We start from the raw sequence: 12,446 nt of genomic DNA on the forward strand, positions 1-12,446 counted from the left end.
GTCATTTCAGCAACTTATTGATGCAAAGGTATTTTTTGCGTCTACGCTGAGATTGGATCCTATTGGGTGAGTTGGTTTTCTTCTGATCGTTTGTGATGAGGTGTTCATGAGTCAGGCGTTTCTCCCCTTCTCCCGCCCAAGTATCGGCGATGAAGAAATTGCAGCCGTAGAACAAGTCTTGCGTTCCGGCTGGATCACCACCGGGCCGAAAAACCAGGCACTCGAAGAGCAATTCGCACAGTACGTTGGCTGCCGTCACGCGGTGGCACTGTCTTCAGCCACCGGCGGCATGCACATCACTCTGCTGGCCTTGGGAATTGGCCCCGGCGACGAAGTCATCACCCCGTCGCAGACTTGGGTGTCGACCGCCAACATGATCTCGCTGCTCGGCGCCACACCGGTGTTCGTCGACGTCGACCGCGACACCCTGATGACCGACGCAGAGCGCATCGAAGCCGCCATCACCCCGCGCACCAAAGCGATCATCCCCGTGCATTACGCCGGCGCCGCGTTCGATCTCGATCCGCTGTATGCGTTGGCCGACAAGCACGGCATCGCTGTGATCGAAGACGCCGCCCACGCCGCCGGTACTCGTTACAAGGGCCGCCACGTCGGTTCGCAAGGCACGGCGATTTTTTCTTTCCACGCGATCAAGAACATGACCTGTGCCGAAGGCGCGATGTTCGTCACCGACAACGAAGCCTTGGCCAGCCGTGTGCGCATGCTCAAGTTCCACGGGCTCGGCGTTGACGCCTACGATCGCCTCACCGGTGGCCGCAAACCGCAGGCGCAAGTGATGGAGCCGGGGTTCAAATACAACCTCGCCGACATCAACGCTGCAATTGCCTTGGTGCAGCTTGAGCGTCTGGACGCAATCAACGCCCGTCGCACCGAACTGGCTACCGCCTACCGGCAAAAACTCGAGGGCCTGCCGGTGCAACCACTGGCCGTACCGACTTACGCCCAGACACACGCCTGGCACCTGTTCATCCTGCGCATCGACAGCGAGCGCTGCGGCATGGACCGCGAATCCTTCATGAAAGGCTTGCAGGACCAGGGCATCGGCACCGGTATCCATTTCATCGCCACCCACCTGCACACCTGGTACCGCCAGCGTGACCCCGACCTGTACCTGCCCAACACCGAATGGAACTCGGCGCGGCTGTGCTCGATTCCGTTGTTCCCCGACATGAGCGATCAAGACCTTGATCGCGTGGTCGGCGCCATCGCCACTCTTATGGACAAACGCCCGTGAAACCTTATCCGATCCGCTGTGTGTCGATCGTCATCCCGGTCTACAACGAACAGGACAGCCTGCCGGAACTGCTGCGCCGCACCGAAGCGGCCTGCCGCATGTTGCGTCACGACTATGAAATCGTCCTCGTCGACGACGGCAGCCGTGATGAATCCGCCAACCTTCTGGAAGAAGCTGCGAGCCGTGAAGACAGCCCGTTCGTAGCGGTCATCCTCAACCGCAACTACGGCCAGCACGCGGCAATCATGGCCGGTTTCGAGCAGTGCAAAGGCGATGTCGTCATCACCCTCGACGCCGATCTGCAGAACCCGCCGGAAGAAATTCCGCGCCTGGTTGCTGAAGCGGAAAAGGGTTACGACGTCGTCGGCACCGTGCGCGGCAACCGTCAGGATTCGGCCCTGCGCCGCTATCCGTCGAAGCTGATCAACCTCGCCGTGCAGCGCTCCACCGGCGTCGCCATGAGCGACTACGGCTGCATGCTGCGCGCTTACCGCCGCACGATCATCGACGCCATGCTGGCCTGCCGGGAACGCAGCACCTTCATCCCGATTCTGGCCAACAGCTTCGCCCGCCACACCACGGAAATCGTCGTCGCCCACGCCGAGCGTGAACACGGCGATTCGAAATACAGCCCGATGCGCCTGATCAACCTGATGTTCGACTTGATCACCTGCATGACCACCACGCCGTTGCGCCTGCTCAGCATCGTCGGTTTCACCATGGCCGGTCTGGGTCTGCTGTTTGCCTTCGCGCTGATAGTCCTGCGCCTGGCGCTCGGCGCCGGTTGGGGCGGTGATGGTCTGTTCGTGCTGTTCGCCGTGCTGTTCGTATTTACCGGTGGCCAGTTCATCGGCATGGGCCTGCTCGGCGAATACCTGGGGCGCATGTACAGCGACGTGCGCGCCCGCCCGCGTTTCTTCATTGAAAAAGTCTTGCGCAGCCACGCCGCCGAGCCGGCGCCTGCGGTCACCGTTGATGGTCTCTCCACTACTACTTCTACTACCGGTCAGGTTCACTCATGAGTGCAAAAACTGTTGTCTTCGCTTACCACGATATTGGCTGCGCCGGCATTCAAGGCCTGCTCGACAGCGGCTATGACATCGCAGCGGTGTTCACTCACGCGGATGACCCGAAAGAAAACGCGTTTTACGGCTCGGTTGCACAGCTGTGCGCCACCAAAGGTATCCCGGTGCATGCACCGGAAGACGTCAATCACCCGCTGTGGATCGAGCGCATTGCCAAACTCGATCCTGATTACATTTTCTCGTTCTACTATCGCAACCTGCTGAGCGAACCACTGCTGGCCCTGGCCAAAAAAGGCGCGTTCAACCTGCACGGCTCGTTGCTGCCAAGCTACCGTGGTCGCGCCCCGGCCAACTGGGTTCTGGTCAACGGCGAAACCGAAACCGGCGTGACCCTGCACCGCATGGTCAAGCGTGCCGATGCCGGCGCCATCGTCGCCCAGCAGCGTGTTGCCATTGAACGCAGCGACACCGCGTTGAGCCTGCACGGCAAGCTGCGCACCGCCGCCGCTGATCTGTTGCGTGACACCCTGCCAGCAATGCTGCAAGGCAAAATCAGCGAAACCGCGCAGGACGAATCGAAGGCTACCGTGTTTGGTCGTCGCACCGCAGCGGACGGCAAATTGGTCTGGGCGCAACCGGCCGAGCAGTTGTTCAACCTGGTTCGCGCCGTGACACAACCTTATCCGGGTGCATTCTGCGCCGTGGGTGAGCACAAACTGATCGTCTGGAGCGCCGAAGTTGCCAAGGGCAACGACGGCCAGGCGCCGGGCCGGGTGATCAGCGTCGATCCGCTGCGCATTGCCTGCGGTGAAGACTCGCTGGTGATCCTCTCCGGTCAACGCAACGACAACGGTCTGTTCCTCAGCGGCCCGCAACTGGCCAACGAACTGGGTCTGGTCGATGGCTCGCTGCTGCGCGGCGCCGAATCCGGTCGTGCGCCACGTCGTACCCGCGTGCTGATCCTCGGCGTCAACGGCTTTATCGGCAATCACTTGTCCGAGCGTCTGCTGCGCGATGACCGTTACGAAGTCTATGGTCTGGACATCGGTTCCGACGCCATCGACCGTCTGCGCAGCCACCCGCACTTCCACTACGTCGAAGGCGATATCAGCATTCACTCCGAGTGGATCGAGTACCACATCAAGAAGTGCGACGTGGTCCTGCCGCTCGTGGCCATCGCCACCCCGATCGAATACACCCGCAACCCGCTACGCGTGTTCGAACTCGACTTCGAAGAAAACCTGAAACTGGTGCGCTACTGCGTCAAGTACAACAAGCGCGTGATCTTCCCGTCGACCTCGGAAGTCTATGGCATGTGCCAGGACAAGCACTTCGATGAGGACACCTCCAACCTGATCGTCGGCCCGATCAACAAGCAGCGCTGGATCTACTCCGTCTCCAAACAACTGCTGGACCGGGTGATCTGGGCGTACGGCGCCAAGGGTTTGAATTTCACCCTGTTCCGCCCGTTCAACTGGATGGGCCCGCGCCTTGATCGTCTGGATTCGGCCCGGATCGGCAGCTCCCGCGCCATCACCCAATTGATCCTCAATCTGGTCGAAGGCACGCCAATCCGTCTGTTCGACGGCGGCGAGCAGAAACGCTGCTTCACCGACATCGCTGACGGCGTCGAGGCACTGGCGCGGATCATCGACAACGACAACGACGTCTGCAACGGCCAGATCATCAACATCGGCAACCCGGACAACGAAGCCAGCATCCGTCAGCTGGGCGAAGAACTGCTGCGTCAGTTCGAAGCGCACCCGCTGCGTGACAACTTCCCGCCGTTCGCCGGTTTCCGCGACGTGGAAAGCAAGGCGTTCTATGGCGCTGGCTATCAGGACGTTGAACACCGCAAACCCAGCATTGCCAACGCCAAGCGTCTGCTCGACTGGACGCCAACCGTGGAAATGCGCGAGACCATTGGCAACACGCTCGACTTTTTCTTGCGTGAAGCCATGCTCGAACAAGCGGACAAGCGCTAATGCAGGCAGGCCTTCGTATCGATGTCGACACCTACCGAGGCACCCGTGAAGGGGTGCCGCGGCTGCTCGAAATACTCGACGAGGCGCAGATCAAGGCAACGTTTTTCTTCAGTGTCGGCCCCGACAACATGGGCCGGCATCTGTGGCGCCTGATCCGCCCGCAGTTCCTCTGGAAGATGCTCCGCTCCAACGCGGCCGGCCTGTACGGCTGGGACATTCTGCTGGCCGGCACCGCGTGGCCGGGCAAACCGATTGGCCGTGATCTCGGGCACCTGATGCGTCAGGCCCGCGATGCCGGTCATGAGGTAGGCCTGCATGCGTGGGATCACCACGGCTGGCAGGCCAACGCCGGGACCTGGAGCAACAAGCAACTGATCGAGCAGATTCGTCAGGGCGTCGACACCTTGAGCGACATTCTCGGCGCGAAAGTCGACTGTTCCGCCGCCGCTGGTTGGCGTGCCGACGAGCGCGTGATCGAGGCCAAACAAGCCTTCGGCTTTCGCTACAACAGCGATTGCCGAGGGCAACGCCTGTTTCGTCCGCTGCTGGCCGACGGCACACCGGGCACGCCGCAGATTCCGGTGGACCTGCCGACCTTCGACGAAGTCGTCGGACCGATCGTCGCGGCGCGGGACTTCAACGGATTCATCCTTGATCACTTCCGCCCGCAACAGCTCAACGTCTACACCATTCACGCCGAAGTAGAAGGGATTCTGATGGCTGAGGATTTTCGTCAATTGCTGGCCGATGCGCGCCAGCGAGATATCGATTTCAAACCGCTGGGCGATTTGCTGCCCGAGTTCTTCAACACCTTGCCCGTGGGTCGCGTGCAACGCGGCGCCCTCGACGGCCGTGAAGGCTGGCTGGGAGTGCAAGGCGCATGACCAAACGCTGGACGCTGCCACTGCTGTTGCTGGTCATTTGCTTGCTGGCCTATCTGCTGCCGCTGGGCACGCACGGCTTGTGGATTCCCGACGAAACCCGTTACGCACAGATCAGTCAGGACATGCTGCTGAGCGGCAACTGGGTGTCGCCGCACTTCATGAGCCTGCGCTACTTCGAGAAGCCGATTGCCGGTTACTGGATGATCGCGCTGGGTCAGGAGTTGTTTGGGCAGAACCTGTTCGGCGTGCGCTTTGCTTCGGCGCTGAGCACTGGGTTGAGCGTGCTGCTGTGCTATCTGGTCGCTCGGCGCTTGTGGAACGAGCCGCGCAAAAGCTTCGTCTGCGCCCTGCTCTACATGAGTTTTACCGTGGTCGCCGGTCAGGCCGGTTACGCCAACCTCGATCCGCAATTCACCTTCTGGGTCAACCTGAGTCTGGTGGCGCTGTGGTTTGCCCTCGACAGTCACACCGGCGGCAAGCGCATGGCAGCCTGGGCGGTAATGGGGCTCGCCTGCGGCATGGGTTTCATGACCAAGGGATTCCTCGCCTGGCTGCTGCCGGTGTTGATCGCGCTGCCGTGGATGCTCTGGCAAAAACGCTGGCGTGAACTGCTGATGTTTGGCCCGGTGGCGATTGCCGTGGCGATCATCGTCAGTCTGCCGTGGGTGCTCTCGGTGCATGCGCAGGAGCCGGACTACTGGCGGTTCTTCTTCTGGCACGAGCACATCCGGCGCTTTGCCGGTGACGATGCGCAACACGACGCGCCGTGGTGGTTTTATCTGCCGCTGTTGGTGGCGTTCAGTTTGCCGTGGGTGGGCTTGCTGCCGACGGCGTTCAAGCAGGCATGGCAAACCCGCGTCCAGCCAAAAGTCGTGTTTGTGTTGCTGTGGCTGCTGATGCCGCTGGGGTTTTTCAGCCTGGCCAACGGCAAGCTGCCGACCTACATCCTGCCGTGCCTGCTACCGATGGCCTTGCTGCTCGGTAACGTCGTGGCCGACCGTTTGCGTCTGGAGCAAGGCCGGGCGCTGAGCCTCAATGGCCTGCTCAACCTGGCATTGGGCATCGTGTTGCTGGTGGCGCTGGTCTATCTGCAACTGACTAAACCGGTCTACGACCACGAACTGCACAGCATGGTGCTGGTGTTCATTGCGTTGATCGGCTGGATCATCGCCAACCTCCTGCAAGCCTTCTTGCCGCTGCAATGCTGGGCGGCACCGGCGCTGGGCAGCCTGTTGCTGATCGCGGTGTTGCCGGCGGCGCTGCCGAAATCGGTGGTTGCCAACAAGACGCCGGATCAGTTCATCAAGCATCACGTCACCGAACTGGCGCAGGCCGAGCACCTGCTGAGCAACGATCTGGGCGCCGCTTCGGCGCTGGCCTGGCGCCTGAAAACCCCGCAAGTGGCGTTGTACAACACGATAGGCGAATTGAAATATGGCCTTGCCTATCCTGACGGCATTCAACAGCGGGTTGATCCCGAACACGTACAACAGTGGATGCGCGAGGCGCGCCGCAGCGGTTCGGTCGGCGTGGTGATGCGCGTCAAGGGGCAGGACGAACTGGACGAAATCGACAAGTTGCCAAAGGACGGCGTCCGTTACGAGCAGGGCAACCTGGTGATCATGATTCTGCCCAAGGAGGCGTCATGAGCCTGTTGCTGCTGTTGGCCGCGTGCCTGCTGACCTGTCTCGGGCAGGTTGCGCAGAAATACGCGGTGGAGAGTTGGCGCGGTGTCGATTCGACCTGGGCCGACAAACTGCGCTCGCCATGGTTATGGCTGGCGCTGCTCGCCCTCGGCTCGGGGCTGTTGGTCTGGCTGCTGGTGTTGCAGCGTCTGGAAGTCGGCATCGCCTACCCGATGCTCAGCCTCAACTTCGTGTTGATCACCCTGATCGCGCGCTTCGTCTTCCGTGAACCCATCGACCGTCAGCATTGGCTCGGCGTGGCGTTGGTGATCGGCGGCGTGGTGTTGCTGGGGCAACAGTCATGAATCAACGTCGTGGCATCACCTTCGCACTGGGCAGCGTGTTGTTGGTCAGCGCTGCGCAACTGGGCATGCGCTGGAGCATGACCCGTCTGCCCGCACCGGACCAATGGCTGCACATCGACAGTCTCGACTGGCGCGCGCTGGCCGTGGTCATCGCGGCGATCTTCGCCTACGCCCTGTCGATGCTCTGCTGGCTCGCCGCCCTGCGCGATCTGCCGCTGGGCCGGGCGTACTCACTGCTGAGCATCAGCTATGCGCTGGTGTATCTGCTGGCGGCCAGTCTGCCGCTGTTCAACGAATCTTTCAGCTTCACTAAATCACTGGGCGTGGCGCTGGTCATGCTCGGGGTCATCACTATTAACACTCGTCCGGCTCGTGCGCCCGAATTCAGGAGTGCTCCATGAAAATCACAGTATTTGGCAGCGGTTACGTCGGTCTGGTGCAAGCGGCTGTGTTGGCCGAGGTCGGCCATGATGTCGTGTGCATGGACGTCGACCAGAAGAAGGTCGACCTGTTGCGCCAGGGTCATGTCAGCATTTTCGAACCGGGGCTGGCCAGCCTGGTGCGCGAAGGTCTCGATTCGAAACGCCTGCAATTCACCACTGATGAGCAACTTGCCGTGCAGCACGGTCGGGTGGCGTTTATTGCCGTCGGTACGCCGTCGCGGGAGGACGGCTCGGCCGATCTGCGTTATGTGCTGTCAGTGGGCGACGCGATTGCCAGGCATCGTGAGCAGCCGCTGATTCTGGTGGAAAAATCCACGGTGCCGGTGGGCACTGGCGATACGTTGCGCACGCACATCGAAAAGGCCTTGATCAAGGTTGGCCGCCTGCTGCAATTCGATATCGTCTCCAACCCGGAATTTCTCAAGGAAGGATCGGCGGTAGCTGACTGCCGTCGTCCGGACCGCATCGTCATCGGCTGCGAGGGTGATGAAGTGCGTGACGTGATGCGCGATCTGTACTCGCCGTTCAACCGCAACCACGACCGCATCATGTTCATGGACCTGCGCAGCGCCGAGCTGACCAAGTACGCCGCCAACTGCATGCTGGCGACCAAGATCAGCTTCATCAACCAGATCGCCGAACTCGCCGAACACCTGGGCGCCGACATCGAATCGGTGCGCCAGGGCATCGGTGCCGACACGCGCATCGGTTACCACTTTATCTATCCGGGCTGCGGTTATGGCGGCTCGTGCTTCCCCAAAGACATGCGCGCGTTGATCCACAGTGCCGAAGAAGCGCATTGCTCCAGCGACTTGCTGCAAGCCGTCGAGGCGATCAACCAGCGGCAGAAACACAAGTTGTTCGAGCGTATCAATGCGTTCTACAAGGGTGATCTGCGCGGCAAGACCTTCGCCCTGTGGGGCCTGGCATTCAAACCCAACACCGACGACATGCGCGATGCACCGAGCCGGGTGTTGCTGGAAGAGTTGTGGGCGGCCGGTGCCAGCGTGCGCGCGTTCGACCCGGAAGCCATGCAGGAAACCCAGAACCTCTACCCGGACGAGTCGAAACTGATGCTGATGGGCACGCCGGAATCGGTGTTGCCCGGCGCCGACGCACTGATCATCTGCACCGAGTGGCAGCAGTTCAAGGCCCCGGACTTTGACCTGATCAAACAGCGCCTCAACACCCCGGTGATCTTTGACGGGCGCAACCTGTACGACGCCGAGCGTCTGGCGCGCAACGGTTTCCATTATTTCCCGATGGGCCGTGGCGAATCGCGCAAATTGCCGATCCCGCTGCAACAGTGGCCGCACGCGTCCGACGTCGCTTGATCGCGTTATCGCCCGAGATTCGCCGGCAGTCCCTGATCGCAGGGCTGCTGGCGTTTTTAGTGTTCATGGCCGGGGTCTATGGGCAGGCTCCGATCGGTTTCGACTCGCGATTTGTGTTGTTCGCGCAGGAAATGTTGCGCCATGGGCCGACGGTGTTTCCGACCACTTATGGTCAGCCGTACGCGGACTATTCGGCCGTGTCGACCTTGTTCATCTGGCTGCTGTCGCTGCCGTTCGGCGCGGTGAATGCGTTGACTGCATGGGCGCCGAGCGCGATCGCGGGCGCGTTGATCGTGACGCAGATGTATCGACTGCTGGCACCGTACTCACGGCGTTGGGCGTTGATCAGTATTGCCTTGCTGATGCTGACCAGCGGTTTCGTCACCGAAGTGCGCGCGGTGTCGCAGGACTTGATGCTCGCGGCGGTGGCGTTCGCGGTGTTCTATCTGGGTTATGCCCATGATCATTTTGGCGGCGGCCGTCGTTGGCCGCTGATCTTCGTATTGCTCTTGCTGGGTTTCGGGATTCGCGGGCCGATCGGGCTGGTGGTGCCGACCGGCATGCTCTGCAGCTATTACCTGCTCAACCGAGAATGGTCGCGGTTGCTGGTGTTCGGCGTGTTGGCTTCACTGTTGCTGGTCGCGTGTGTCGGGCTGTTGTTATGGCTGGCGCAGGTCAGCGCTGGCCCGGTGTTCCTGCAGGACGTGATCCGCATGCAGTTCATGGGGCGCATGGACGGCAGCGAAGGTGTCAGCGGTTCGCTGTATTACTTCACCAGCTCGTTCGGTAACTATGCGCTGGCGTATCCGTTGGCATTGCTGGTGTTGGCGGCGGCGTGGCTGAGCAAACCCCAGCAACGTGGCCCGGCGTTGCGTCTGGTGCAGTATTGCGCGGCGGCGGGGTTGATTGTGATGGTCGGGCTGTCGATTCCTCAGGCGAAGAAGGCCCGGTATCTGCTGCCGATGCTGCCGATGGCGGCGATCATTGCGGCGTATCCGTTTCAGGTCGCGCACGGGCGCGTGTTCCGCTGGTTGCGCGGTTTGCTCATGGGCTTGTGGCTGGTCACACCGGGCTTGTTGCTGGTGGTTTTGCTGGTCGCGCAACGGCGCTTTCCCGAGCAACTGAGTGACATGACATTTGTGGTGATCGCCCTGGGCGTGCTGCAACTGCTGGCGCTGTCGCGATTATTGATCCCGCGCTGGCGCGTCGAGGTATTGGCATTGTGCGCCGTATTGGCGCTATGGACGGTGTATGCGGCAGTGTTTGAACCCGTAGAACGTCGCCTGTATGACACGCAAGCGTTCAGTCACGCGGTGTTCGCCCAGGTTCAGCAAAATCCGGCGCCACTGGTATTGCACGGCATGGGCAAGGACGCGAAGGCGATCAAGTTCATGGTCAATGTCGGGCAGGACCTGCAACCGCAGTTCAGCGACTCGGTGCAGCAACTGGAGGCGCTCAAAGGTCCGGCGTGGTTGATGATGGATCGCAGTGATCTGCCATCCCTCAAAGCCACGCCGCTGGAAAACGCGCAGCCGGTGTTGAGTGGGCGTTTCGACAAAAACGACTATGTATTGCTGTGGCTGAAACCGTAACCTGTCGACCTTTTGATCGGCAGGATGCGCCTCAACATGACCATCGACGTACGCCGCGCCAGCCTCGCTGACGCGGTGGCCCTCCCCGCGATCGAGCGCTCGGCAGCGCAATTGTTTCGTCTTGATCCTTCTCTGGCGTGGCTGGCTGATGCCGAGGTGCCCGCTGCTGCCCGACATTTGCAAGCCATCGAACAGGCGTACGTGTGGGTTGCGGCAAATCGCGACGGGCAACTGACTGGATTTGTTCGTGCTGTAGCTATCGATCAGCACCTGCACATTGAGGAGCTCTCCGTCAGCCAGGCTTTTCAAGGACAAGGCATGGGGCGCGCACTGGTTGCGGCCGTCATTGAACAAGCGCGCGCGATGCAGTTGATCTCAGTGACGCTGACCACTTTTCGCGATCTGCCGTGGAATGCGCCGTTTTATCAACGCATGGGGTTTGTCGAGTTGACGAATGTACAAGCCGATCGCCATTTACACGATGCGCTGCAAGCCGAAATCCGTTATGGCTTTCCCGCAGAGCGGCGCTGCGCCATGCGCCTGCGCCTGATTTGAACGCAATGAAGGTAATTGTGGGAGCGAGCCTGCTCGCGAAGGCGGAGTGTCAGTCAACATTGATGTACCTGACCCAACGCATTCGCGAGCAGGCTCGCTCCCACAGGGATAGTGTTGTGGCAGCTTGACCGGTGGTGATTGCCCGGTGAGGATGACGCACGCCCGCCAGGCATTTTGAAATAAGGACATTGACCCTTCGTGGCCACCTACTCGCGTCTCATCCGCCGGTTGATGATCAGTTCGCTGAGCGTCGTCATCAGCCGCGCGCTGATCAGCCCGCTACTGACGTTGTTCCTCAGCAACAAGCTCGGCCTCAACCCGCAGGACGTCGGTCTGTTGCTGGGCATCGCGGTGTTCAGCGCCACGTTGCTGTCGCTGTACGGCGGCTACATCATCGATCGGCTCGACAAGCGCCGGTTACTGATCCTGACCATGCTCTCCAGTGGTATCGGTCTGATCCTGCTGACCTTCGCGCAGAACCTGTATCTGGTCACCCTGGTACTGATCATCAGCGAAACGGCGTCGGCACTGTTCCTCATCTGCTCCAAAGCCATCCTCAGTGAAAACCTGCCAGTCGGCCAACGGGTCAAGGCGTTTTCCCTCAACTACACATTGACCAACATCGGCTATGCCGTCGGCCCGATGATCGGCGTGGTGATTGCCGGGGTACAGCCCTCGGCGCCCTTCATCGTGGCCGGTGCGATTGCCATCGGCAGTATTTTTTTGCTGCTCGGCGCCACCCGGGAAGTGCGCCCGATAGCAGCTGTCACTGCGCCTCCGAGTTTTCTGAAAACCCTGATCATCCTGAAAAACGACCGCACGATGATTCTGTTTACGCTGGGTTGCCTGCTCAGCACGCTGGTACACGGACGTTTCACCCTGTACCTGTCGCAATACCTGCTGGTCACCCACACCCAGCAACAGACGCTGGACACCATGGCCGCCCTGCTCGCCTGCAACGCGATCACGGTGATCCTGTTGCAGTACCAGATCGGCCGCTTGCTCAGCCGCGAGCACCTGCGCTACTGGATTGCCGGCGGCACCGCGTTGTTCATCGTCGGGCTGATCGGCTTCAGTCTGGCCGACAGTCTGCTCGGTTGGTGCGTAGCGATGTTCATCTTCACCTTGGGCGAGATGATCATTTACCCGGCCGATTTTCTGTTTGTCGACACCCTCGCCCCGGAAGAACTGCGCGGCAGCTATTACGGCGCGCAGAACCTCGCAGCGCTGGGCGGTGCGGCGAGCCCGGTGATGTGCGGGTTTCTGCTGATGCACACACCCGCGCCGAGCATGTTCTATGCCTTGAGCGCATTGGCGGCGGTGGGCGGCTATTTGTGCTTCGTGAGTGGCCGCCGCGTCGCTTCAATACAAAATTAATGCACT

General features: G+C 60.9%; 11 protein-coding genes. All 11 read left to right on the forward strand.

Translation table 11 applies throughout. The annotated features are described in order from the left end of the window. The first annotated feature begins 106 nt into the window (after positions 1-106). The 11 genes from arnB (at position 107) to L8H52_RS17480 (ending at position 12,440) form a co-directional block, all read left to right on the forward strand. Complete coding sequence (arnB, locus tag L8H52_RS17430) at positions 107-1,255, forward strand: UDP-4-amino-4-deoxy-L-arabinose aminotransferase (RefSeq protein WP_242208116.1); 1,149 nt, start codon at positions 107-109, stop codon at positions 1,253-1,255. Continuing rightward, positions 1,252-2,277 carry an undecaprenyl-phosphate 4-deoxy-4-formamido-L-arabinose transferase gene (gene arnC / locus L8H52_RS17435; RefSeq protein ID WP_242208115.1) on the forward strand — a complete coding sequence of 342 codons (1,026 nt, stop codon included), beginning with the start codon at positions 1,252-1,254 and terminating at the stop codon, positions 2,275-2,277. The genes arnB and arnC overlap by 4 nt, the downstream gene beginning before the upstream one ends. Continuing rightward, a complete protein-coding gene (gene arnA, locus L8H52_RS17440; protein WP_242208114.1) occupies positions 2,274-4,265 on the forward strand; it encodes a bifunctional UDP-4-amino-4-deoxy-L-arabinose formyltransferase/UDP-glucuronic acid oxidase ArnA in 1,992 nt (663 codons plus the stop codon). The genes arnC and arnA overlap by 4 nt, the downstream gene beginning before the upstream one ends. Beyond that, complete coding sequence (arnD, locus tag L8H52_RS17445; protein ID WP_242208113.1) at positions 4,265-5,149, forward strand: 4-deoxy-4-formamido-L-arabinose-phosphoundecaprenol deformylase; 885 nt, start codon at positions 4,265-4,267, stop codon at positions 5,147-5,149. The genes arnA and arnD overlap by 1 nt, the downstream gene beginning before the upstream one ends. Continuing rightward, positions 5,146-6,798: a lipid IV(A) 4-amino-4-deoxy-L-arabinosyltransferase gene (gene arnT, locus L8H52_RS17450; RefSeq protein ID WP_242208112.1), complete on the forward strand. Its 1,653-nt coding sequence runs from the start codon at positions 5,146-5,148 to the stop codon at positions 6,796-6,798. The genes arnD and arnT overlap by 4 nt, the downstream gene beginning before the upstream one ends. Next, a complete protein-coding gene (gene arnE, locus L8H52_RS17455; RefSeq protein ID WP_242208111.1) occupies positions 6,795-7,139 on the forward strand; it encodes a 4-amino-4-deoxy-L-arabinose-phosphoundecaprenol flippase subunit ArnE in 345 nt (114 codons plus the stop codon). Before arnT ends, arnE begins: the two co-directional genes overlap by 4 nt. Then, positions 7,136-7,540, forward strand: coding sequence for a 4-amino-4-deoxy-L-arabinose-phosphoundecaprenol flippase subunit ArnF (gene arnF, locus L8H52_RS17460; RefSeq protein WP_242208110.1), 405 nt, complete (start codon positions 7,136-7,138; stop codon positions 7,538-7,540). The genes arnE and arnF overlap by 4 nt, the downstream gene beginning before the upstream one ends. After that, on the forward strand, positions 7,537-8,916 hold the full coding sequence (locus L8H52_RS17465; RefSeq protein WP_242208109.1) for a UDP-glucose/GDP-mannose dehydrogenase family protein: 1,380 nt from the start codon (positions 7,537-7,539) through the stop codon (positions 8,914-8,916). Before arnF ends, L8H52_RS17465 begins: the two co-directional genes overlap by 4 nt. Further along, the gene (locus L8H52_RS17470) at positions 8,913-10,508 is read left to right on the forward strand and encodes a glycosyltransferase family 39 protein (RefSeq protein ID WP_242208108.1); all 1,596 of its coding nucleotides are present in this window, start codon (positions 8,913-8,915) and stop codon (positions 10,506-10,508) included. The genes L8H52_RS17465 and L8H52_RS17470 overlap by 4 nt, the downstream gene beginning before the upstream one ends. Positions 10,509-10,544: 36 nt before the next feature. Beyond that, a complete protein-coding gene (locus tag L8H52_RS17475; RefSeq protein WP_242208107.1) occupies positions 10,545-11,063 on the forward strand; it encodes a GNAT family N-acetyltransferase in 519 nt (172 codons plus the stop codon). Positions 11,064-11,261: 198 nt separating this feature from the next. Beyond that, on the forward strand, positions 11,262-12,440 hold the full coding sequence (locus L8H52_RS17480; protein WP_242208106.1) for an MFS transporter: 1,179 nt from the start codon (positions 11,262-11,264) through the stop codon (positions 12,438-12,440). The last annotated feature ends 6 nt before the right edge of the window (positions 12,441-12,446 follow it).

The sequence above is a fragment of the Pseudomonas sp. CROZ-RG-20F-R04-15 genome (genome assembly GCF_022662375.1).
In the GTDB taxonomy this organism is placed as follows: domain Bacteria; phylum Pseudomonadota; class Gammaproteobacteria; order Pseudomonadales; family Pseudomonadaceae; genus Aquipseudomonas.

Coding starts and splice junctions, on each gene's coding strand:
- arnB (WP_242208116.1), top strand. CDS start 107: ATGAGTCAGGCGTTTCTCCCCTTCTCCCGCCCAAGTATCGGCGATGAA.
- arnA (WP_242208114.1), top strand. CDS start 2,274: ATGAGTGCAAAAACTGTTGTCTTCGCTTACCACGATATTGGCTGCGCC.
- arnD (WP_242208113.1), top strand. CDS start 4,265: ATGCAGGCAGGCCTTCGTATCGATGTCGACACCTACCGAGGCACCCGT.
- arnT (WP_242208112.1), top strand. CDS start 5,146: ATGACCAAACGCTGGACGCTGCCACTGCTGTTGCTGGTCATTTGCTTG.
- arnE (WP_242208111.1), top strand. CDS start 6,795: ATGAGCCTGTTGCTGCTGTTGGCCGCGTGCCTGCTGACCTGTCTCGGG.
- arnF (WP_242208110.1), top strand. CDS start 7,136: ATGAATCAACGTCGTGGCATCACCTTCGCACTGGGCAGCGTGTTGTTG.
- L8H52_RS17465 (WP_242208109.1), top strand. CDS start 7,537: ATGAAAATCACAGTATTTGGCAGCGGTTACGTCGGTCTGGTGCAAGCG.
- L8H52_RS17475 (WP_242208107.1), top strand. CDS start 10,545: ATGACCATCGACGTACGCCGCGCCAGCCTCGCTGACGCGGTGGCCCTC.